This is a genomic window from Haloarchaeobius litoreus, from assembly GCF_024495425.1.
Classification (GTDB): Archaea; Halobacteriota; Halobacteria; order Halobacteriales; family Natrialbaceae; genus Haloarchaeobius; species Haloarchaeobius litoreus.
This window is the reverse complement of the sequence record NZ_JANHJR010000002.1, coordinates 712,234-732,828: the sequence shown is the minus strand read 5'-3', so window position 1 is coordinate 732,828 and position 20,595 is coordinate 712,234. Positions and strand designations below refer to the sequence as shown.

Below are 20,595 nucleotides of genomic sequence, written 5' to 3'. Positions count from 1 at the left end.
TCGACGCGGTTGCAAACCCCCGACCATGGCTGACGAGGAGGAAGCAGACGCAGAACCCGCCGTCGAGCTCGGCGAGGGAGAGTCCGTCGAGGGCGCACCGCTCGCGCGAGTCACGTCCCGCCTGAGCTGGCCCATCACCAAGAGCCGACTGGAGACCCTCGAGGGCGACGCCGTCATCCGGACGCCCGACGGCCCGACCGAGCTCTCCACGGCGCTCGATGACGTCGACATCACGTACTTCGAGAAGCGCCAGGAGTTCGAGGAGGCCATCCGCGACGTCGTCGGTCGCGGCCCCGTCGCGACCGCGGACGAGTAGAGCCGTGTCGAGCCAGGACGCCGGCGTCGTCGCCGATGCCGTCGACTGGCTCCGAACCAGACTCGCGTCCCTGCGCTGGTCGCGCCTCTCCTGGACCGCGAAGTCGCTCGTCGTCGGTGCGGTCCTCTCGATACTCTGGATGGTGTTCCACCAGCCCGGGCTGGACCAGCGGCTGGTCATCGACGGCCTCATCTTCTTCTGTGGCCCGATGGCGCTCGCCGCCTACTACGGCAAGGAGATCGGCTACCGCGTCGACCGGACCGCGGTGCGCAACGCCGCGCTGCTCGCGCTGTTCGTCCTCCCGTTCTACCTCGTCGGGTCGTCGCTGCCGTCCATCCGTGCATACTACCCGATGTGGACGACGGCGGCCGAGCTCCGCGAACCCGGCGCGTTCGCGGCCCACGCCGCCAAGCAGTTCGCGCTGGTGGTCGCCGTCGAGACGTACTACCGGGGGCTGCTCTGTGTCGGCGTCGGCGAGCGCTTCGGCATCAAGGCCGCGTTCATCAGCCCCGTGGTCTACGCGCTCCATCACATCGGGAAGCCCCCGATAGAGATGCTGCTCTCTGGACCGACCGACGTGCTGTTCGGCGCGGTCGACTACAAGAGCGACTCCATCCTACCCTCGGTCATCGCCCACGGGGCCGGGCTGGTGCTGCTCGACTGGCTGGTCATCCACGACCCGCTCATCCCACCGGAGACCGTGTACGGCTGGCTGGAGTGGCTGCCCGTCCCGCTGTAGGATACGTTTTTCCCCTTGCGAGCCGCCTCTTGTAGTATGGGACTCGAATCCAACGACGACGGCGACGTCGAACTGCCGACACCGAGCGACGACGAGATCGGCAAGAAGCAGGCCACACTCGAGATGGAGCACGAGGAGGCCATCGACCACGTCCGCGAGGCGTTCGCCGAGGCCGGCTTCGGGACCGCCGTCGAGTTCTCCGTCTCGGACCTCCTCGCCGAGAAGATCGGTGCCGACCGCGACCCGTACTACATCCTCGGGGCCTGCAACCCGGAGATGGCGGACCGCGGGCTCGACATGAGTCCGGAGCTCGGCGGGCTGATGCCGTGTAACGTCGTCGTCTGGGAGGAGGAACCCGGGCGACAGCACGTCTACCACGTCTCCATCATGAAGATCGCGCCGCTGCTCGGGATGGCACCACGCGACGAGGACTGGGACGAGCTCGTCGCCGACACCGGCGAACTCGTCGAGGCGGCGTTCGAGAACCTCGACAGCGTCTGAACGCGTCCCTCACGACTGTCCCCGGGTCAGAAGTCCCCCAGTGAGCTCTGCACCCCAGCGACGAGGTCGGACTTTCGACGGAGCCGGTCGTAGGAGACGGGGAGCCGCTGCGCGATGGTTCGGACCGCGCCGTGGAACGTCTCGGCCTCGCCGTGCTCGCCTGCGAGCGACCCGTCCACCGCGTCCGCGTCGACGCTGTGCCACGGCGTCCCGTCGAAGGCGTTGCGGACGCTCTCGCGCACCTGCCAGACACCGACCGGTGCCCAGTAGTCGTCGCTGACCTCCCGGAGCACCAGGCACTTCGCCTGCCGGCCGCGCTCGGCGAGGTGTTCGAGCACGCCGAGGCGGCTGGCGTAGTACGCGCCGGCGGTCTCGTCGACGTAGCCGGTGCGGCCCTCGTAGCCCTCCGAGGCGCTCCCCATCCAGATGTCGCCGGTCGGGTCGGGGTTCCAGACGCTCCCCGGCGCTTTCATCTCGACGAGCTCGAACTCCCACTGGCCGGGCGCGAGCAGCACCCAGAAGCGGTTGCCCATGTACTCGTTCATCCGGACCTCGACGCTGTCGACGCTCGGCGCGTGGCGGATCTGCCCGCGGAGGTACTGCCCGATGGTGTCGTCGACGGCGGTGATGGACCAGCGCGTCGGGACGAGCCGGCGGTTCTCGCCCTGGCCGAGCGCGCCAGCCGACAGGACTCGGTTGATGTCGTACACGTCGAGGCCGCGCCGGTAGAGGTACGTCATCGCACCCTGGGCCTGCCAGTCGTCGTCCTCCAGCGTCTTCTTCACCGGGCGCGGGACGTAGGGATTCTCGGTGAGGTCGACCGAGGTGGCGCTGGCGCTCGGGCCGGTCGGCGTGGCCACGCCCTCGCCAACGTCGAGGTCGAGGTCGAGTTTGCCGTCGAGGCCGATCTCCACGTCGACCGGGTCACCCGCGATGGCGACCTCGCGCTGGACGCCGACGAAGCCGTCCCAGACGTCCTCGACGTTCACGTTCGCGCTGCGCCGGGAGTTCAGCAGGCCGGTGCGCCGCTCGACGACGTCGCCGACGCCGAGGCCCTGCTGGTACCACTCGCCGTTCGTGACGAAGTCGGTGGGGTCGCCCTCGGCGACGGGTGAGAGCAAGCCCGTCGAGACGTTCGGGTAGTTCGTCCGGCCGACGAAGATGGACGGTGCCGTCGCGCCGTACAGGGAGTCGCCCTGCACCGTCTCCTCGAAGCGCGACTGGAAGTCCTCCAGGTACTCGGTGATGGCGTAGGACTTCTCCTCGGCGAGTCGCCGACGGCGTTGGGACTCGTCGGGCTCCAGTCCCTCGATGTAGTCGTCGAGCCGCATTCGACCGAGCTACGGCGACGAAGCGCTTCAATCTGGCGGACAGGCGACACCGAAAACGCGCCGACTGCGACGTGTCGCACACCCGCTACCCGCAGTCGGCCCCTGGTCAGGACACGCCGACGCTGGCCCCGTCTTCGGCCTTAAATGGTGGCGAGCGTTCTGGCTCCCGCGGGGACCTGGGCAGCCTCGAACCAGCCATGCTCCTCGCGACGGAGGATTCGAGCAGGAGCGTACTGACCGAAGCCGTCCTGTACGTCCATCGTGCCGGCGTACACCGTGTCGTCTTCCATGGCCCACGAGACGACGAACGAGTCGTTCTCACCCGGATAGGGGAGCCGCTCCACCTCGCCGTCGTCGGTCGCCTCGAACAGCGCCCCACCGGGTGCAGCCGGGCCCCAGCCGTTGGCGGCCGTGTACAGCGTGCCGTCGTGCTGGCAGCTCTCGCGGAAGTAGTTGAACCAGAAGTCGCGGAAGTCGGTGTCCTGTCTGAGCCACGTGCGGCCGGCGTCGTCGGTCCGGTAGAGCCCGTTCCCGCAGGCGGCGACGTACTCGTCGGCCCCGAGCGCGAGCAGGTGGTGGACGTCGTCGTGGACGCCCGCCGAGCGGGCCGACCACGTCTCGCCGCCGTCGACGCTGAGGTAGACGCCGCCGGGTTCGATGCCGACGGCGAGCCGGTCGGGTGCGCCAGGGTGGACCGCTATCGTTCGGACGTTCGCGTCCTCGCCGGGGGCGCGGTCGCGCCAGCGGTCGCGGTCCGGGAGCGACTGGAGTGCGTCGAGCTCGCGCCAGCTCGCCCCGTCGTCGGTGGAGACGTGGACGGCGGCGGGATCGGTGCCGACGTACCAGCGCTCGCCGTCCGGGCTGACAGCCGTCGAGACGGCCGCGCCGGGGAGCTCCGCGACGTGGACCCAGTCGTGGCCGTCGGTCGTCCGGTAGAGGCCGGACCCGGTCGCCGCGATGCAGCCGCCCCCCGTCGAGCACAGCCGGTAGACGGTCGCGTGCAGCCGTCGCTCGGGACTGCCGTCGTGACCGTCGTGGACGGCGAAGACGCCGTCGAACGTACCGACGAGGAGCACCATCTTCGGGTACGTCTGTCGTCCCGCTCGTTAAGCGTTGTGTCGCACGGATGGTCCGTACGGTCCGTCCAGTCGGGACTGTCAGCGCGACGGGCGAAAGAACGGGTGGGTGGCGTCGTGGGCCCTAGCTGTGGATGCCCATCGCTTCGATCTGCTCCTGGTAGCGGTTCCGGATGGTGACCTCGGTCACCTGTGCCACGTCGGCTACCTCGCGCTGCGTCTTCTTCTCGTTGCACAGCAGCGACGCCGCGTAGATGGCAGCGGCGGCGTAGCCGGTCGGTGACTTGCCGGAGAGCAGTCCCTTCTCCGCGGTCGTCTCGATTATCTCGTTGGCCTTGGTCTGTACCTCCTCGGAGAGTTCGAGTTCGGAGCAGAATCGGGGGACGTACTTCTTCGGGTCGACGGGCCGCATCTCCAGGCCGAGTTCCTGGGAGATGTATCGGTACGTGCGCCCGATCTCCTTCCGCTCTACCCGTGAGACCTCCGAGATCTCTTCGAGGCTGCGTGGGATCCCCTCCTTGCGGCAGGCCGCGTAGAGCGCGCTCGTCGCGACGCCCTCGATGGACCGGCCGCGGATGAGGTCCTCCTTCAGGGCGCGACGGTAGATGACCGAGGCGACCTCGCGGACCGAGCGTGGGACGCCCAGTGCGCTGGCCATGCGGTCGATCTCACTGAGCGCGAACTGTAGGTTCCGTTCGCCCGCGTCCTTGGTTCTGATTCGCTCCTGCCACTTGCGGAGCCGGTGCATCTGACTCCGCTTCTTCGAGGAGATAGAACGGCCGTACGCGTCCTTGTCTTTCCAGTCGATAGTCGTCGTCAACCCCTTGTCGTGCATCGTCTGCGTTGTCGGGGCACCGACGCGAGACTTCTCTTGGCGCTCCTGGTGGTTGAACGCTCGCCACTCCGGACCGGGGTCGATCTTCTCCTCCTCGACGACGAGCCCGCAGTCGTCGCAGACGAGTTCGCCCCTGTCGGAACTCTTGACCAGGTTCTCGGAGCTGCATTCGGGACACTCCCTGACTCCCTCCTGCTCGTCCGACGCCTCGGTCTCGGTTTCTCGCTCCCGCTGGCGGGTGGACCGTGTCATCGCACTTTTATAGTAGTATTTCCCACACACTTAAACCCTCGGTGGTAATCTGTCGGCTGTTACGGGGACACAACCGCGTGGAAGGAAGGTAACCGCACGACTGCGCGATGTAAGTATTTCTGATACGAAATTGGAATCAGAACGGTTATACCCGAGGTTCGGTGACCTTGGGTCAATGCCGGTCATCGAGTGCGACGTCGAGGAGGCCCGCGCGACGCTGGAAGCCGCCGGGGCGACAATCACCGGGGGGAACACGGACCACGAACGCTGGCGAGCGGAGTACGGGGACGCCTCCGCGGTCGCCTACGACGAGAAGGTCGTCGTCCAGGGTGCGCGCCCCGCCGACATCGAGGCGCTCCTCCGCGAGGGGAGCGGCCGCGCGCACTGCTACTTCGACGGTGCGTCGCGGGGGAACCCCGGGCCCGCCGCCATCGGGTGGGTCGTCGTCACGAGCGACGGCATCGTCGCCGAAGGCGGCGAGCGCATCGGGAACGCGACGAACAACCAGGCCGAGTACGAGGCGCTCCTGCGCGTGCTCGAGGTGGCCGTCGACTACGGCTACGACGAGGTCGAGATACGCGGCGACTCCGAACTCATCGTCAAGCAGGTGCGCGGGGAGTACGACACGAACGATCCCACGCTGCGCGAGAAACGCGTCACCGTCCGCGAACTGCTGTCGAACTTCGACTCGTGGGCCATCAGCCACGTGCCCCGAGAGATTAACGAACGTGCGGACGAACTGGCAAACGAGGCACTCGACGAGGCCTGAGAAGACGTGTCAATGTCAGGGAAATATAACACTTCGAACGATGACACAGCGGCGGACGAGCAGGGCGAGAACGAGCTCCCACAGTCAGTCGTCGACGAGGCCGAGCGGCTGTCCCGGCTCGCGCGTGAGACCGTCGACGACGCCGAGGGCGAGGCGTACCGGGAGCGGCGTGCCGACCTCGTCGGCGAGCACGGATACGCCGCGCGCGTCCGGAGCGAGGACGAAGCGACGCTGGTCTGCTATCCGCAGGAGTGGCTGGAGGACGGCGTCGTGCAGATGGACCGCATCGAGGACACCTCGCGCGCGGTGGAGGTACCCCTCTCCGGCCCCGGCGACCCCGACGAGTGGCGCGCGGTGGACGAGCACAACCGGGAACTCGTCGAACAGGTCCGCGAGGAGCACGGCGAGGTGCACGCCAGGAACGCGACCGCGTTCGCCGACTTCGCCGGGAACCACTACGCGAAGCCCGTCGAGTCACTCACCGCGGGCGAGATGGAGGAGTTCATCGAGGAGTACTACCCACGCAACGCGTGGCCGAGCGACGAGCAGACCGCTGTCGTAGAGCAGTCGCTCGAACTGGTGTACGAGACGGCAGGAGAGCGGGTGCCCGGGTCGTAGTCCGCCTCCTGCGTCGACCGTAATTCGGGTTACCGCAGCTGGGTCGTTACTCGAGGATGGCCCGGACGTCGTCTGCGCGCTCCTCGTCGGTCGCGATGTTCTCGAGCGTCCACTCGACCTGGTCCATGACGGCGGCGTAGCCGTCGTCGGTCAGCTCGTACTGGTTCGTGCGCTTGTCCAGCTCGCTCTTGTCGATGAGCCCGAGCCCGACCAGTTCGTCCAGGTTGGGGTACAGACGGCCGTGGTTGACCTCGGTGCCGTAGTACTCCTCCAGCTCCCGCTTGATAGCGAGCCCGTACATGGGCTCTTTGGCCAGAATCACGAGGATATTGTGCTGGAACGCGGTGAGTTCGCGTGCAATGCCCTGCTTGCCGGTGACTGTTTGTGCCTCTGACATGGTTACATAAATGTCATCGAGCTATTTAACACTTCTCAACTATTCGTTGTATCCAGTTCTCTGTACAGGTAGTTGGACAGGGTAAAAAACCAGACGGTGACCAGTTCGGGTCGGCGGGTGAACCGCGGGGAGCGGTCTGTGAGGGAGACGCACGATTCGGCCGAAACCGTGCGAAACGGAGTCATGCAGCCGAGACGAAAGGACTTTGCCCCGGCCAGTCCCACGCCGGAACGTATGACGAACCTCTGGGAAGACCTCGAGACGGGTCCGAACCCGCCGGAAGAGATCTACGCGGTCGTCGAGTGCCTCAAGGGCGAGCGCAACAAGTACGAGTACGACAAGGACGTGCCCGGTGTCGTGCTGGACCGTGTGCTCCACAGCAACGTCCACTACCCCTCGGACTACGGCTTCCTCCCGCAGTCGTACTACGACGACGAGGACCCCTTCGACGTACTCGTGCTCGTCGAGGACCAGACGTTCCCCGGCTGCATCATCGAGGCGCGCCCCGTCGCCCTCATGAAGATGGACGACGACGGAGAGCAGGACGACAAGGTCATCGCCGTCCCCATCGAGGACCCGCGGTACGACCACATCGAGGACCTGGAGGACATCCCGCAGCAGCAGCGTGACGAGATAGACGAGTTCTTCGCGACCTACAAGAACCTCGAGAAGGGCAAGGAAGTCGAGACCCTCGGCTGGGAGGACAAGGCCGCGGCGAAGCAGGCCATCGAGCACGCGATGGACCTCTACGAGGACGAGTTCCAGTAACGCCGTCACGACCCGCAGTTCTCCGTTTCCTCGACGACATCGTGCACCCGCGCAGCGACGCGGCTCCCCGGGATACGCACCGGTTATGCGGGCCGACCGTACGATGAATTATGAGCATGGGTAATCTTATCCGGGCTGCGTCCGTACCTCCACCCGTGATGGCTACCAACACCAAGACCCGCACGACCGACCGTCACGAGGCCGAGGACGACCGTCCCACGGTCGGCATCTCGCACGTCACCGTCGTCCCGACGAACTTCGAGCGGGAGGACCGGTAGCCGTTCTTGCCGCCATCGACGAGGGCCGGTGGCGCTGCAGGTGAAAAGAAGCTTCTTGTATCCATCTCCAGTACGGGCAGGTATGGGTCTCTTCGATAGGTTACGCGGTGACGACGCGCCACGCGTCGCCTTCTTCGGTATCGACGGGGTGCCGTACAGCCTCGTCACTGGCAACGCGGACGTGTTCCCGAACCTCAACCGGATCGCTCGCGAGGGCAACGCCGCGGCGATCGAGAGCATCGTTCCGCCGGAGTCCAGCGCGTGCTGGCCGTCGCTGACCACCGGCGTCAACCCGGGTGAGACGGGGGTATACGGCTTCCAGGACCGCGAGACTGGCACCTACGACACGTACGTACCGATGGGCGACGACGTGCAGGCGAAACGGCTCTGGGACCGCGTGCAGGAGGACGGCCGCGACGCGACCGTGCTGAACGTCCCGGTGACGTTCCCGCCCCAGCGCAACGTCCAGCGACAGGTCTCCGGCTTCCTCTCCGTCGACGACATGACGAAGGCTGCACAGCCCGAAGAGCTCCAGGACTACCTCGACTCCATCGACTACAACCTCGACGTGAACGCCAAGCTCGGCCACGAGGACGACAAGTCGGCGTTCATCGAGAACGCCCACGAGACGCTCGAGAAGCGCTTCCAGGCGTTCGAGCACTACGTCGAGAAGGACGACTGGGACCTCTTCTTCGGCGTGTTCATGACGACCGACCGGGTCAACCACTTCCTGTTCGAGCACTACGAGCGCGACGGCGAGTACAGGGAGGAGTTCCTCGATTTCTACCGCAAGGTCGACGAGTACATCGGGAAGCTCCACGAGGCGCTCCCCGACGACGTGACGATGCTCGTCGCCTCCGACCACGGGTTCACCACGCTCGACCACGAGGTACACCTCAACGAGTGGCTCCGCCGCGAGGGCTGGCTCTCCTTCGACAGCGACGAGCCCAGCGAGCTCGGTGACATCAGTGACGAGACGCGCGCGTACTCGTTCATCCCGGGCCGGGTCTACCTCAACCTCGAAGGGCGCGAACCCCGCGGCAGCGTCCCTGAAGACGAGTACGAAGCCGTGCGCGACGAACTCAAGGCGAAACTCGAGGCCCTGGAGGGGCCGAACGGAGACCCGGTCGCCGACCGCGTCGTCGAGAAGGAGGGGGCATTCCGCGGCGACCACGACGACATCGCGCCCGACCTCGTCGTCATCCCGAACCACGGCTTCGACCTCAAGGCCGGCTTCAAGGGCCACGACGACGTGTTCGGCAAGGAGGCACGCAACGGGATGCACAGCTTCGACAACGCCGCGCTGTTCGTCGACGACCCCGACGTGAACATCACCGACGCGGACCTCTACGACCTGACCCCGACCATCCTCGATCTGATGGACGTCGACTACGAGCGCACCGAGTTCGACGGCGGCTCGCTCGCCTGAGTCCTGTCGGAACGTTTTTGCGACGATTGCACGAACGACGAGCCATGACACCGGGTGACGACGGTGACTCCCAGGGGAAGGCCTCCGCGATAACCTCGCTGCTCGTCCTCGGTGCGGGCCTGCTCGGCCTCTTTCTGGGCGTACCGAACTGGTGGCTCATCTTCGTCATCGGCTACGCCGTCGTCCTCCCCATCGTGGCCATCCTGTTCGACGACGACGGCGACGACGACGTGCTCGACGAGACGGACCGGCGGATGGACGACGCGTCGACGGGACGGACCGGGGACCGCGTCCCCGATTCGAAGCGCGACGCGCTCGAAACCCTGCGGGAGCGGTACGCGCAGGGCGAGCTCTCGGAGGAACAGTTCGAACAGAAGCTCGAACACCTGCTGGAGACGGAGACGCTGGAGGACGCCCGTGCCCGCCTCGAACGGTCGTCGAAGACAACGGACCGGGCCGACGACGACCCCGAACTCGAACGCGAGTAGCTCAGAACAGGTCGTCGAGCTCGTCGTTCTGGAAGTTCGCCGTGTGGTCGACCTGCTCCTGTTCCTCCTGGGCCTGCCTGGCTCGCTCCATGAACTCGTCGATGCGGGGCGACCGCTCGACGCCGCCGAGCAGCACCAGCGCGGCGATGCGGTCGGAGTCGAGCGGGAAGTCGCCGCCGCGGACCTGGAGGCTGCCGGTCTGGTCCTCGACCCAGCTACGCGCTCGCTCGACGCCCTTGCGCGGGATGGCGTCCGGCCGGCCCGCGACGACGAGGAGGGCGGCGTCGGCCGTCACCGCATCGGGGAGGCTCGTGCCGGTGAACAGGGCCGAGCGCGTGATGCTGGTGACCGCGTTGATGTTGTCCTCGGCCGTCTCGCCGCCGGCCGCGCTGGCGTAGCCGAGGCAGGCGATGCCGCCCTCGCGGAGCGTGTTGATGATCTCCGAGGAGTCGACCACCGACTCGCCGACGCCCTCGACGTTCTCGCCGGAGGCGAGGAGCAGCCCGATGCGCTGGGCGATGTTCCGGTTGATGGTGTCGAAGGCGGCCTCGACGGACTCGCCGGCGTCGTGCCAGGCGTCGTTGTCGACGAGGATGGTCGAGTCGGCCTCCCGCACGACGGTCTTCAGGGAGCGACCGGCGTTGGCCTGGTACATCGAACCCTCGCCGCGACCGGGGAGGATGCCGAGCGTGTAGACGGGCACGTCGTAGACGCGCTTCAGCTCGCGGACGAGGACGGGCGCGCCGCCGGAGCCGGTGCCGCCGCCGAGGCCGGCGACGACGAAGATGGCCTCCGCCTCCGCGGTGATCTTCCCGTCGAGGCCGTCCATCACCTCGACGGCGTCCTCCTGCATCACCTCGGCACCGAGCTCGTTGTCGCCACCGACGCCGTGGCCGCGCACGCGGTCCTGGCCGATGAGCTGCGTCTCGATGTCGAGAGTCTGCAGGTCCGTCTTCGCCGTGTTCACCGCGAGCGCGCCGCGGACGGCGTCGAAGTCCATCTCGTAGTCGAACTCGGCCAGGGCCTGGGTGAGCTTTCCGCCGGCCTGGCCGACACCAATCAGGACGACCTTCATGTCCCGAACGTCGGAGGACGAGGTGGGTAAACGTTCCGACCAATCGTTTTTGTCGGATGACGCGCCCAGAGTGGCCATGCCCGACGCTCTCGACGACAGACTCCGCGCCGTCGAACGCGCACTGGACGGGTCGGCCGACCGCGCCGCGACCGTGACGACGACGACCGACGAACCGAACACCGGCCACCAGTCTCCCCCGCACCACGGCGAGCGGGAGGACGGCCGGCTGGACGCGCTCGAATCCCGCCTCGACGACGCCGAGACGACGCTCGCGCAGCTCGAAGCCGCCGTCCAGGCGCTCCGGGGCTACGCCGGCAAGGTCCGGTCGGTCGACGAACGCGTCGAGGAGCGCGCCGACGCCGCCCTCGCCGCGGTCGAGTCGCTGGAGGACCGTGTCGACGAGCTCGAAACGGACCCGGCACCACTCAACGGACGCCGCAACGCCGGTCACGACGAGCAGTGCCCGCACTGCGACGGCCGACGCGACGATGGCCACCGCAGCGGCGGCCGACGCGACGACGACCGGCTGGCCGACGAGCGCCGTGACCGGACGCTCGACGCCGGCTGGCCGACCTCCCCTGCCCCGCGCTTCGAGAGCGAGGACGACACCGACGCGAGTCCCGGGCTGCTCTCCCGCCTCCGTGACCTGCTGTGATGCGCGTCGTCCTCGCGGTCGCCGTCACGCTCGCGCTGTTCGCCGTGGCCGCCCCTGCCGCGGCCGACGCCCGCGAGTACCGGAGCGACCGCGTCGTCGCGACCGACCTGACGACCCTCGAACGCGCGGGGGCGGCGCTGCTCGACCTCGAGGACCCGACGTCGAACCCCGCGACCGGACCACGGCGGTTCGTCACGCTCCGCGTGCCGGGCAGGAGCTGGACGACCGCCCGCGTCGACTGGGTCGCACTCGGCGGACGCCCCGGTACCGCGAACCCGGACCCGCACGTCGTCGCCTATACACTCGCCGGCGGCGAGCCTCGGACCAGCGAACTCCCGTTCCCGCTCGTCACCAGCGACGATGGCCCGCTCGTGCTCGACGGGACAGGCAGCTACGGACTGCGGCTGACCCTCGCCCCGGACGGCGTCCACGTCGAGCAGGTCGGAGTTTAAACCGGAACGGGCGGCCAGAGGCGGCATGGGACCACTCCGTTCGCTGCTGGCCGACGACGACGGCCGCTGTGGCTGTCGCCCAACGTTCGAGGACGACCGACTGCTGGTCGACGCGAGCGGCTGCGACGGCCGTGGCGACCTCGCCGCCGACCCGGACTGCCGGGCGACGGTCGTCGGGGCGCTCGCTTCGCGTGACGTCGACCGCGTGGTCTGTCGTGCAGAAGGGATAGACCGCGCCTACGAGGACGACGCCGCGGCGCTGCTCGTCGCGGCCGGACGGTTCGCCGAGACCGTCGCGCACCGCGACCCGGCACTGGCCGAACGCGCCGAGGTTGCCCCCCTGCGAGCAGCAGCAGACGCCGAGGCACGCGCCGGTCCGGTCGCCGACGCCGCCGCCGAGACGGGTCTCGCACTCGCCGCAGAGCGCGCCCGGACGCTCGCCGAGGCAGGCGACGACGAGAACGGCCCGTACGAGGCCGTTCTGCGCCCCTACGTTGCTCCGTCGCTGGCCCGCGCCAGGGTCGCCGCGACCCCACCGCCGGGCGCGACGCTCCTGCGGGCCCGCGAGACGGACACCGACGCGGCGGTCCGCGAGTACGAGGACGCCGTGGGCCGACGCCGGTACCACGTCGAGCCGGTCGAGCACCGGCTGGACCCGACGAGCCTGCGGACGCTCGACGCCGCCTACGAACGACTCGCGTCGGGGACGACAGACGCCACGACTGACGGCGAGGGCGGGCGACGCGCACCGGGGCGGGCAGTCCGCGCCGTCGCCGCCGACGACGACCCGGTCGAGACGCTCTCGGCGGTCCTCCGGAAGCACACCCGCGGCTTCGGCGTGCTGACCGACTGCTTCGCGGACGACGCGGTCTCGGACGTGTTCGCCTCCGCGCCGGTCACCGGGACGCCACTCCGGGTCACGGCCGACGGCCACACGATGCCGACGAACGTCCGACTGACAGCGGATGGGGCGGCCGCGCTCGCCTCGCGCTTCCGTCGCGAGAGCGGCCGGGCGTTCTCCCGCGCCAGCCCGACGCTCGACGCGACGGCGACGGTCGCCGGCACGCGGGTCAGGGTAGCTGGCGTCACCGAGCCTGTCAGCGACGGCTACGGCTTCGCGTTCCGGCGCTCTGGGAGCGAGGCGTGGACGCTCCCACGGCTCGTCGCCGTCGACTCCGTGACGCCACGCGCCGCCGCGCTGCTCTCGCTGGCTGTCGAGCGAGCAGCCGCCACGCTGGTCGCCGGGACCCGCGGCGCGGGCAAGACGACCACCCTCGGCGCGCTGCTCTGGGAGCTCCCCGTCGAGACGAGGACGGTCGTCATCGAGGACACCCCCGAACTCCCGGTCGCGAGCCTCCAGACCCACGGGCGAGACGTGCAGGCACTCCGAACCGCGACCGACGACGGGCCGAGCGTCGCCCCCGACGAGGCGCTCCGGACGGCGCTCCGTCTGGGCGAGGGCGCGCTCGTCGTCGGCGAAGTACGGGGCGAGGAGGCACGCGTCCTCTACGAGGCGATGCGCGTCGGGGCGAGCGGGAGCGCGGTGCTGGGGACCATCCACGGCGACGGTGGCGCGGACGTCCGGGAGCGCGTCGTCTCCGACCTCGGGGTTCCCGTCTCCTCGTTCGCCGTCACGGATCTCGTCGTCACGCTCCGCCCGCTCGACACGCCGGATGGGAGCGTTCGGCGCGTCTGCCGCATCGAGGAGGTGCGTGCCGGCGGTGGGGACGGCGTCACCTTCGCCCCGCTGTTCGAACTGGACGGTTGCACGCTCGAATCGACGGGCCGCATCGACCGCGGCGAGAGCGACCTCGTCGCGACGCTCGCCCGCCCCGGCGAGTCCTACGCCGACGTGCGGACGGCGCTGGCCGGCCGTGCCGACGCCATCGCCTCGCTGGCCGACGCCGGGCAGACCGGGCCGGGTGCAGTCTCGCCCGTCGCCGGCGAGGTGGACGGCGACGCACCAGGGACCGGTGGCTGGTCGTGAGTGCCTCGTTCACCGCCGTTCTCCGGGCGCTGGCACGTGGCTACCCGTGGCCCGTCGACGCGAGCGACGAGCTCGAGCGCGCGCTCGGGTTCGTCGGGAGCGACCTCGACGCCGCGTCGGTCGTCCGGGGCGGCTACGTCGCGGGTGTGCTGGCGGCACTCGTCGGGACCGTGGCTGCACTCTCGATTCCGCTCGCACCGACGACCGTCCCGCTCGTCGCCGCCGCGCTCGGGCTGGGCGTCACACACGCAGTCCACGCCGCACCGGGCGCACTCGCCAGCGCCCGCCGGACCGCCGCGCTCGGCGACGCACCGGACCTGGTCGGCCGGGCCGTCCTGCGGATGCACGTCGAACCGGCGGCCGAGCGTGCCGCCGCGTTCGCGGCCGGGACCGACGACGGACCGCTGGCGCGGAGCCTCGCGGGCCACGTCCGGCGGGCCCACGGGGCACCCGGCTCCGGGCTCGGCTCCTTCGCCGACGAGTGGGGCGACGAGTTCCCTGCGCTCCGGCGCGCCCTGCACCTCGTCGACGCGGCCGCCGACGCGCCGTCGGGCGAGCGCGGACGCACACTCGACCGGGCGATGACGGCCGTCACGCGGGGGACCCGCGACCGGATGGCCGAGTTCGGCGCGCGCATTCAGGGCCCCGCAACCGGCATCTACGCCTTCGGTGTGCTCCTGCCGCTCGCGCTCGTCGCCGTGCTCCCGGCGGCACGGGTCGCCGGTGTTCCCGTCACCGTGGACGCGCTGCTACTCGTCTACGACGTGGCGCTCCCCTGCGGTCTGCTCGCCGCGAGCGCGTGGCTGTTCGTCCGACGACCGGTCGCGTTCCCGCCGCCGTCGGTGCCGCGCTCGCACCCCGACGTGCCCGACCGACCCTGGCGTTCGCTCGCCGCCGGACTCGGTGCCGGGGTCGGGAGCGCAGCCCTCGCCGGCCTCGTCGCGCCGGCGTGGACGCCACCGCTGGTCGGCGTCGCGGTCGGCGTCGGCGTCGCGCTCCTGGTCCGCTACCGGCCCATCGCGGCGGTCCGGGACCACGCGCGGGCCGTCGAGGCGGACCTCGTCGACGCGCTCTACCTCGTCGGCCGGCGCGTCTCGGAGGGCACCGCCGTCGAGACGGCCGTCGAACGCGCCGCTGCGGAGGTCGACGGCGAGACCGGCGAGACGTTCGCGACGGCTGCCAGCCGCCAGCGCCAGCTCCGTGTCGGCGTCGAGCGGGCCTTCCTCGGTGACCACGGCGCGCTCGCCGACGTGCCGAGCCCGCGGGCCAGGGGAACCGCAACCCTGCTCGGCCTCGCCAGCGAGGAGGGCGCACCGGCCGGTCGGGCGCTCGTCTCGATGGCCGACCACCTCGCCGACCTGCAGGCGCTGGAGCGCGAGTGCCGCAACGACCTCGCCCGGGTGACTGGGACGCTCGCCAGCACGGCGACGACGTTCGGCCCGCTCGTCGCCGGCGCGACGGTCGCACTGGCCGCCGGGATGGGTGGCGACGCCGGCGGTGCAGCGGCGACTGGCCTCGGCGGTGGCTCGACGGGTGCCGGTTCCAGCGCGACCGGGGTCCCGCCGCTCCCGACGGCCGAGCTCGGGCTCGTCGTCGGTATCTACGTCTGCCTGCTCGCGGTGGTCCTCACCGTCCTCTCGACCGGTCTCCGACACGGGCTCGACCGCGCGCTCGTCGGCCACCACGTCGGCCGGGCGCTCCCGACCGCCGTCTCCGTCTACGTCGGGAGCGTCGTCGCAGCGGGCATCGTCGTCTGAGGGTTCAAGTACGAACCCGGGACCAGAGCCGGCATGTTCGACGCACCACCCGACGCCTGGTACACCTGGGTCGCCGTGGCGCTCGCCAGCGTCGCCGTCGCCGGCGTCGCGACCGAGCTGCCGAGCCAGCCCGCGCCCGACGCACCCGCCGCCGCCGACACCGTGGACGCCGTCGCCGGCTCGACGTACGCGAGCGCGGCAGAGCACCCGCTCGACGCCGACGCAGTCCGGCTCCGCCCGCACCGACTCGCCCTCCGGACGGACGGCGAGACGAGCCACGCGACGTTCGCGTTCGGGCCGGTCGTCCCCGTCGGCGACGGCACGGCGCTCGCTCGCGTCGCCCGCGGCGTGCCGCCGGGGCGGGCCTTCGACTCGCTGGCCGCATTCCGAGAGGCCGTCGAGGCCGCCCGCGAGCGCGCAGTCGACGCCGACTGGCGGCCCGCCGCCGACCGACTCGTCGTCAGGCACCTCGAATGGGGTGACATGGATGTCACGCTGGTCGACGCGTAGGGCGCAGGTCGAGCCGACCGCCGCGCTCGTCGCCGTGTTCGCGGTCGCGGTCGGACTCACGCTGTACGCCGGTGCGGTCGACTCGCTGCCGGCCGACGAGAGCTCTCGGCAGGTCACTCAACCGACGCTCTCGCAGGTACACGGGTCCCTGACTGAGACCGGTGTCGCCGACCCCGCCGACCTGAACGAGACGCTCGCGGTCGGTCCGGACGGGTACCACGTCGCGGTGACGCTTTCGGCCGACGGCGAGCGCTGGCGGGTGGGGCCCGCAGCGCCGCCGACGGCCGCGACCGCCGCACGTCCGGTGAGCGTCCGCATCGCGCCTGGCGTCGTCGTCTCGGGGCGGCTCCGGGTGGGGGTGTGGACGTGACCCGTCTCGGTCACCGCTACGGACGTGCGGTCAGCACCGTGCTCGACGTGGCGGTCTGCCTGCTGTTCGTCACCGCTTCCGTCGGCGTCCTCGCGACGGTCGAACGGCCGGTGCCGGACGACTCCCAGACCGCGGACCGCGCGGCCTCGCTGCTGGGGACGACGACCGTGACGGTCCACTACGCAGCTACGGACCCGAACACGGACGGTGAGGACCCCGGAGCCGTCGCGTGCCGACCGGCAGACGCTGCCCGACCAGACGCCTGTCGAACCGCTCACGGCACGGTGGCGGGCCTCCTCGCCCGGGCTGCAGTCGCCGACGTGGTCGACGACGAGAGCGCGGGCCGGTCCCCGTTCGAGCGTGGCGTCCGGAACGCGACCCGGCAGCGCCTCGCCGGCGTCCACTCCTCCTGGCAGGTCGTCGTCACGTGGCGGGCGTATCCGGACGCACCGCTCGCGGGGCGTGTGGTCGTCGGCACCGAGCCACCGCCGGAAATCGACGTCCACACGGCGACGCTCCGCGTGCCCGTGGCCGACGGGGCGACGACAAGCGCGCAGGGCGACGGGGAGCCACAGACCGTCGCAGCCGTCGCCCGGCGAGCCGCGAGCACGACGGTCGCCGGCCTGTTCCCGCCGGAGCCGACGCGTCTCGCGCTCGCCGGTGGGCCGCCGCTGGACCGACGAACGGCCGGTCGGTATCGCCGAACCGCCGCCGCACTCGGCGTCGGACTCGACGGGGCCGTCGCCGACGGGTCGGTCAGGCGGGCCAACAGTATCCTCGTCGAGGCGCTCGCCGCACGGTACGCCAGCGACCTCGGTGCGAGAACCGACGACCCCGCCGCGGCCGCTGAGCTGGTCTCTGTCGAGACCGCGACGGTCACCGTCAGGACGTGGTCCGTGTGAGAGTCGCCGACGACGACCGGGCACGGGTCCCGTTCGCCATCCTCGGCGTCCTGTTGCTCGTAAGCAGCGCCACGCTCGTGGCGACGCTCACCACGCGCCCACCTGGCGGGGCCGAAGCCGATGGTGACGCCGCGATGGAGCGCGCCGACGCCGCGGTGACGACGGCGCTCCGCGCGGCGGTCCAGCGTGCGGCGCAGAACGCAGCCACAGACCCGGTCGTCTCCCCGGCGAACACGACGTACGGCCGGGTGCTCAACGAGTCGCGACCGTTCCGCGACGCGCTCGAACTCCGGGTGCACCGGCAGGCCCGCCGCGCACTCGCCAGCGTCGACGCCCGTGCCGGTGACTCACGGGCGACCGCCGACCTCCCCGCCGTCGACGGGCCCGCCGACGCGCGGGCAGCCATCGAGCGCGTCTCGCTCGCCCGGACGGGGAACGGGACTGTTTCGGTTGCCATCTCGAACGTCTCGGTGACGCTCTGGCGGCACGACCGTGCCGTCGACCGACGGACCGAGACGGTCCGGTTCACGAGTGTGACCCCCGTCCTGATCGCCCACGACCGGGTGACCGAGTACGAGCGACGACTCAACCGCGGGCCGACCGATGGGGCCGGACTGGGCCAGCAGTTCGCCTCGCGGCTGTACGCCTGGACGTGGGCGCGCGGCTACGCGCAGTTCGGCGGGCTCCCCGTCGACAACGTCCTCGGAAACCGCCACGTCTCGCTGTCGGCGAACGAGGCCGCGCTGGCGACCCAGCGCGGCGTCTTCGGTGCGAGCGACGATGCGGGCCGCCGTGCGCTCGGACGGGCTCGTGCCCGACTGCTGGCTCAGGAGGCCCTCGACCAGACACCGGGCGAGACCGGCATCAGTCCGGGCCAGTGGACGAACCTCGTCCTGGGTGATCTGGACGGGTCGTTCGCCAACGCCGACCCGGCAGCCCCGGCGGTGCCGGAGACGGGCACGCCATCGACGACGCACGAGGACCCGGTGACGGTCGGCGTGAACGAGAGCGCGACCGACGCCTTCCGCCGGCTGCTCGACGACGAGGATGGCCCGACCGTCGAACGGCTCGTCCGACGGACCTACAGCGCGGCGGTCCGGGTCCACGCGACGACGAGACAGGTCGGTGCGACCACGTCGCCCCCCGCGGTGCCACCGGGGGCTGGCTGGGAGCGACGCGGGAGCCACACCACCCGGGCGATCAGCGTGACCAGCGGCTCCGCACCGGTCCCGTCACGACCGTCGGGCGCGACGCGATTCCTGACCTACGAGCGCGTCGTCACCGTCACCGAGACGACGACCACGGTCTGGGTCCGGGGCGCGAACCGAACCGAGGTCGAGCGGACCGCGAACCGGAGCTACCGGGTCGGGGTCGCGGTCGACGCGACGCCCGCCACGCTCGCACCGGGTCCCGACGGCCGCGTCGCGGGGGCGTTCCAGCCCGGTGGCGTGCTCGGTGGCGAGACACCGTCCGACGTGCGTCAGCACGTCCGCTCGGTCGTCGACAACCGCGGCGGGCCGGACGCGGTGGCCACCGCCGCCGCGACGGGGCGGCTCGACGAGTCGCCGACGGTGGTCTTCGGGACGCCTCCAGACGACGCCGCGGACACGGCGTATCTGGCCGCCGCCACGCTCCGCGACCGGACGCGGAACCGCTCCGTGACGACGACGCGGGGAGCCCTCGTGACGTCGGCGACACCGGCCGCGTCGCTGGCCGACGACATCGCCGCCGACCGGCACGCGCTCGTCTCGGCAGGCGACCCGTACCCCAGCGTCGCGGACCGACTCCGGACCGCCGCTCGGGCCGCGTACATCGACCAGTTGCTCGGCGAACTCGAGTCACGCGCCGGGGCGACCGACCGGAGCAGGGACGGGATGGACGAGGTGCTCTCGAACCACGGCCACTCGCTCGCCGAAGCAGACGCGACGATGGACGCGAGCGCGAACGCGAGCCGGCCGGGAGCTCCCACGTTCGGCAGCGATGGCCCGGTGGGGCCGGTCTCGTTCGAAGTCGCGGCCGCTCCGTCGTACCTCGTCACGAGCGAGTTGGACACCGACCGGCTCCGGGCGGTACGTGGGGACGGGTTCGCACCGCTGACTGCACGAAACCTGAACCTGTTCGCCGTGCCGTACAGCGAGGCGGGCAGGACCGTGACACGACAGGTCGACGAGGGGGCCAGCGGCGACCGGGTCGCGCTCGCGACGGGGGCCCCGGCACTGGCAGCGATGGAGTACGCCGGCCGCGTCGCCGAGAACGCCAGCGCCCGCCAGCGGCGGGCCCAGCTCCGGGACGCCGTCGGCGAGTCGCTGGCGAGCGTCCGCGAACAGGTGGCTGTCGAGCTCGCGGCCACCACGGCGCTCACCTATCCCGGGGCCGACGCCGCCGTCGCTGCCGCGTTCGAGCGGTACCCGGTGGAGGCAGGCCGTGCGCAGGCGGTCGTGAACGGGTCGCTGGCGCCACGCATCGCCCAGGAAGGGGCGAGCCGGCTGGCTGCCGACGGTGACGACACCCCGACCGCCCGACAGCGCGACGAGCTACGGGTCCGGGCGGCGACCGCACTCCGGGACGCGAGGCAGTCCGAGGCCGCGCGGCTCCCGCAGCCCCCGGTCGGGGACGCGAGCAGCTTCCTCCGCGAGCGACAGCGCAGTCTCGTGGCCGCCGGGGCGCACTCGGCGCTCCAGAACGGCGTCGAGGGGTACCTGAACGGCAGCAGCGACGAGGAGGTACCACCCACGTTCGCCGGCGCTCCGCTGGTGCCGCTGTACTCCTGGGTCGTCACGACGAACGTCTGGGTCGTCGACGTGCGCGGGACGTACCCACGCTTCGCCGTGCGAGCCGACCGAGGAACCCCAGGGGAACCGGGCGGCTTCGTCTACAGCCGTGACGGTGCCCCGGTCGGGTTCGACGTCGACGGTGACGGGGACCCGGAACGTGTCGGGTACGCCGACCGCGTGTCCTTCGAGAACAGCGTCGCCGTCGTCATCGCGGTGCCGCCGGGCAGGCAGGGCGTCGGGGACAGGAACGGAGTCGCAGACGAACACACCGCTGGCTGGCCGTGCACCGGCCCCGAACGCTGGCCGGCGTCGACCG

At 70.7% G+C, this 20,595-nt stretch carries 20 protein-coding genes and 1 pseudogene; 16 read left to right on the top strand and 5 right to left on the bottom strand.

Going from position 1 to position 20,595, the window contains the following annotated elements:
• The first annotated feature begins 25 nt into the window (after positions 1 to 25).
• The 3 genes from NOW55_RS10500 to NOW55_RS10490 are packed head-to-tail and all read left to right on the top strand — an operon-like array spanning position 26 to position 1,556.
• Entirely contained in the window at positions 26 to 316 is a 291-nt protein-coding gene (locus NOW55_RS10500; protein WP_256400044.1) for a DUF5789 family protein, read from the top strand.
• 4 nt (positions 317 to 320) lie between these two features.
• Positions 321 to 1,055 carry a CPBP family glutamic-type intramembrane protease gene (locus tag NOW55_RS10495; RefSeq protein WP_256400043.1) on the top strand — a complete coding sequence of 245 codons (735 nt, stop codon included), beginning with the start codon at positions 321 to 323 and terminating at the stop codon, positions 1,053 to 1,055.
• 36 nt (positions 1,056 to 1,091) lie between these two features.
• Positions 1,092 to 1,556 (top strand): DUF302 domain-containing protein, encoded by a 465-nt coding sequence (locus tag NOW55_RS10490; protein WP_256400042.1) that lies wholly within the window; start codon positions 1,092 to 1,094, stop codon positions 1,554 to 1,556.
• A 26-nt stretch (positions 1,557 to 1,582) separates the two neighbouring features.
• Here NOW55_RS10490 and nreA read toward each other — a convergent pair whose 3' ends face one another.
• The 3 genes from nreA to NOW55_RS10475 all read right to left on the bottom strand — a co-directional run bounded on the left by nreA (position 1,583) and on the right by NOW55_RS10475 (position 5,050).
• Positions 1,583 to 2,887 carry a DNA repair protein NreA gene (gene nreA / locus NOW55_RS10485; RefSeq protein WP_256400041.1) on the bottom strand — a complete coding sequence of 435 codons (1,305 nt, stop codon included), beginning with the start codon at positions 2,885 to 2,887 and terminating at the stop codon, positions 1,583 to 1,585.
• A 140-nt stretch (positions 2,888 to 3,027) separates the two neighbouring features.
• A complete protein-coding gene (locus tag NOW55_RS10480) occupies positions 3,028 to 3,966 on the bottom strand; it encodes a WD40/YVTN/BNR-like repeat-containing protein (RefSeq protein WP_256400040.1) in 939 nt (312 codons plus the stop codon).
• Positions 3,967 to 4,087: 121 nt separating this feature from the next.
• Positions 4,088 to 5,050, bottom strand: a complete 963-nt coding sequence (locus NOW55_RS10475) for a transcription initiation factor IIB (protein ID WP_089731433.1) — start codon at positions 5,048 to 5,050, stop codon at positions 4,088 to 4,090.
• A gap of 175 nt (positions 5,051 to 5,225) precedes the next feature.
• Here NOW55_RS10475 and rnhA point away from each other — a divergent pair, with 175 nt between their 5' ends.
• Both rnhA and NOW55_RS10465 read left to right on the top strand, forming a co-directional pair.
• Positions 5,226 to 5,819, top strand: coding sequence for a ribonuclease HI (rnhA, locus tag NOW55_RS10470; RefSeq protein ID WP_256400039.1), 594 nt, complete (start codon positions 5,226 to 5,228; stop codon positions 5,817 to 5,819).
• 12 nt (positions 5,820 to 5,831) lie between these two features.
• The gene (locus NOW55_RS10465) at positions 5,832 to 6,437 is read left to right on the top strand and encodes a DUF7108 family protein (protein ID WP_256400038.1); all 606 of its coding nucleotides are present in this window, start codon (positions 5,832 to 5,834) and stop codon (positions 6,435 to 6,437) included.
• Between the two features lie 46 nt (positions 6,438 to 6,483).
• Here the strand turns inward: NOW55_RS10465 and NOW55_RS10460 are convergent, their stop codons facing one another.
• On the bottom strand, positions 6,484 to 6,834 hold the full coding sequence (locus tag NOW55_RS10460; RefSeq protein WP_256400037.1) for a PadR family transcriptional regulator: 351 nt from the start codon (positions 6,832 to 6,834) through the stop codon (positions 6,484 to 6,486).
• A 234-nt stretch (positions 6,835 to 7,068) separates the two neighbouring features.
• On the opposite strand from NOW55_RS10460, the gene NOW55_RS10455 reads away from it, so the two are divergent.
• From NOW55_RS10455 to NOW55_RS10445, 3 genes are all read left to right on the top strand, one after another.
• Complete coding sequence (locus tag NOW55_RS10455; RefSeq protein WP_256400036.1) at positions 7,069 to 7,602, top strand: inorganic diphosphatase; 534 nt, start codon at positions 7,069 to 7,071, stop codon at positions 7,600 to 7,602.
• Positions 7,603 to 7,962: 360 nt separating this feature from the next.
• Positions 7,963 to 9,309 (top strand): alkaline phosphatase family protein, encoded by a 1,347-nt coding sequence (locus NOW55_RS10450; protein ID WP_256400035.1) that lies wholly within the window; start codon positions 7,963 to 7,965, stop codon positions 9,307 to 9,309.
• Between the two features lie 44 nt (positions 9,310 to 9,353).
• Entirely contained in the window at positions 9,354 to 9,797 is a 444-nt protein-coding gene (locus NOW55_RS10445; protein WP_256400034.1) for an SHOCT domain-containing protein, read from the top strand.
• A 1-nt stretch (position 9,798) separates the two neighbouring features.
• Here the strand turns inward: NOW55_RS10445 and NOW55_RS10440 are convergent, their stop codons facing one another.
• Positions 9,799 to 10,872, bottom strand: a complete 1,074-nt coding sequence (locus NOW55_RS10440) for a tubulin/FtsZ family protein (RefSeq protein WP_256400033.1) — start codon at positions 10,870 to 10,872, stop codon at positions 9,799 to 9,801.
• Positions 10,873 to 10,948: 76 nt separating this feature from the next.
• On the opposite strand from NOW55_RS10440, the gene NOW55_RS10435 reads away from it, so the two are divergent.
• From NOW55_RS10435 to NOW55_RS20950, 8 genes and pseudogenes are all read left to right on the top strand, one after another.
• On the top strand, positions 10,949 to 11,527 hold the full coding sequence (locus NOW55_RS10435) for a DUF7310 family coiled-coil domain-containing protein (RefSeq protein ID WP_256400032.1): 579 nt from the start codon (positions 10,949 to 10,951) through the stop codon (positions 11,525 to 11,527).
• The gene (locus NOW55_RS10430; protein WP_256400031.1) at positions 11,527 to 11,979 is read left to right on the top strand and encodes a DUF7311 family protein; all 453 of its coding nucleotides are present in this window, start codon (positions 11,527 to 11,529) and stop codon (positions 11,977 to 11,979) included. The genes NOW55_RS10435 and NOW55_RS10430 overlap by 1 nt, the downstream gene beginning before the upstream one ends.
• A 25-nt stretch (positions 11,980 to 12,004) precedes the next feature.
• Complete coding sequence (locus NOW55_RS10425) at positions 12,005 to 13,966, top strand: ATPase, T2SS/T4P/T4SS family (protein WP_256400030.1); 1,962 nt, start codon at positions 12,005 to 12,007, stop codon at positions 13,964 to 13,966.
• The gene (locus NOW55_RS10420) at positions 13,963 to 15,723 is read left to right on the top strand and encodes a type II secretion system protein (RefSeq protein ID WP_256400029.1); all 1,761 of its coding nucleotides are present in this window, start codon (positions 13,963 to 13,965) and stop codon (positions 15,721 to 15,723) included. The genes NOW55_RS10425 and NOW55_RS10420 overlap by 4 nt, the downstream gene beginning before the upstream one ends.
• 33 nt (positions 15,724 to 15,756) lie before the next feature.
• Complete coding sequence (locus NOW55_RS10415) at positions 15,757 to 16,233, top strand: DUF7283 family protein (RefSeq protein WP_256400028.1); 477 nt, start codon at positions 15,757 to 15,759, stop codon at positions 16,231 to 16,233.
• Positions 16,211 to 16,603 carry a DUF7285 family protein gene (locus NOW55_RS10410; protein ID WP_256400027.1) on the top strand — a complete coding sequence of 131 codons (393 nt, stop codon included), beginning with the start codon at positions 16,211 to 16,213 and terminating at the stop codon, positions 16,601 to 16,603. Before NOW55_RS10415 ends, NOW55_RS10410 begins: the two co-directional genes overlap by 23 nt.
• Positions 16,600 to 17,505: a DUF7284 family protein gene (locus NOW55_RS10405; RefSeq protein WP_256400026.1), complete on the top strand. Its 906-nt coding sequence runs from the start codon at positions 16,600 to 16,602 to the stop codon at positions 17,503 to 17,505. Before NOW55_RS10410 ends, NOW55_RS10405 begins: the two co-directional genes overlap by 4 nt.
• Positions 17,493 to 20,498, top strand: a pseudogene (locus NOW55_RS20950) (DUF7286 family protein); the annotation flags it as partial. The gene NOW55_RS10405 and the pseudogene NOW55_RS20950, both read left to right, overlap by 13 nt.
• Between the last annotated feature and the right edge of the window lie 97 nt (positions 20,499 to 20,595).

Bases quoted from the DNA above. Each gene is read 5' to 3' on its own strand.
- NOW55_RS10460 (WP_256400037.1), bottom strand. From the start codon at position 6,834: ATGTCAGAGGCACAAACAGTCACCGGCAAGCAGGGCATTGCACGCGAA.
- NOW55_RS10475 (WP_089731433.1), bottom strand. From the start codon at position 5,050: ATGACACGGTCCACCCGCCAGCGGGAGCGAGAAACCGAGACCGAGGCG.
- NOW55_RS10435 (WP_256400032.1), top strand. From the start codon at position 10,949: ATGCCCGACGCTCTCGACGACAGACTCCGCGCCGTCGAACGCGCACTG.
- NOW55_RS10500 (WP_256400044.1), top strand. From the start codon at position 26: ATGGCTGACGAGGAGGAAGCAGACGCAGAACCCGCCGTCGAGCTCGGC.
- NOW55_RS10480 (WP_256400040.1), bottom strand. From the start codon at position 3,966: ATGGTGCTCCTCGTCGGTACGTTCGACGGCGTCTTCGCCGTCCACGAC.
- rnhA (WP_256400039.1), top strand. From the start codon at position 5,226: ATGCCGGTCATCGAGTGCGACGTCGAGGAGGCCCGCGCGACGCTGGAA.
- NOW55_RS10415 (WP_256400028.1), top strand. From the start codon at position 15,757: ATGTTCGACGCACCACCCGACGCCTGGTACACCTGGGTCGCCGTGGCG.
- NOW55_RS10455 (WP_256400036.1), top strand. From the start codon at position 7,069: ATGACGAACCTCTGGGAAGACCTCGAGACGGGTCCGAACCCGCCGGAA.
- NOW55_RS10425 (WP_256400030.1), top strand. From the start codon at position 12,005: ATGGGACCACTCCGTTCGCTGCTGGCCGACGACGACGGCCGCTGTGGC.
- NOW55_RS10490 (WP_256400042.1), top strand. From the start codon at position 1,092: ATGGGACTCGAATCCAACGACGACGGCGACGTCGAACTGCCGACACCG.
- NOW55_RS10430 (WP_256400031.1), top strand. From the start codon at position 11,527: ATGCGCGTCGTCCTCGCGGTCGCCGTCACGCTCGCGCTGTTCGCCGTG.
- NOW55_RS10440 (WP_256400033.1), bottom strand. From the start codon at position 10,872: ATGAAGGTCGTCCTGATTGGTGTCGGCCAGGCCGGCGGAAAGCTCACC.
- NOW55_RS10465 (WP_256400038.1), top strand. From the start codon at position 5,832: ATGTCAGGGAAATATAACACTTCGAACGATGACACAGCGGCGGACGAG.
- nreA (WP_256400041.1), bottom strand. From the start codon at position 2,887: ATGCGGCTCGACGACTACATCGAGGGACTGGAGCCCGACGAGTCCCAA.
- NOW55_RS10450 (WP_256400035.1), top strand. From the start codon at position 7,963: ATGGGTCTCTTCGATAGGTTACGCGGTGACGACGCGCCACGCGTCGCC.
- NOW55_RS10410 (WP_256400027.1), top strand. From the start codon at position 16,211: ATGTCACGCTGGTCGACGCGTAGGGCGCAGGTCGAGCCGACCGCCGCG.
- NOW55_RS10445 (WP_256400034.1), top strand. From the start codon at position 9,354: ATGACACCGGGTGACGACGGTGACTCCCAGGGGAAGGCCTCCGCGATA.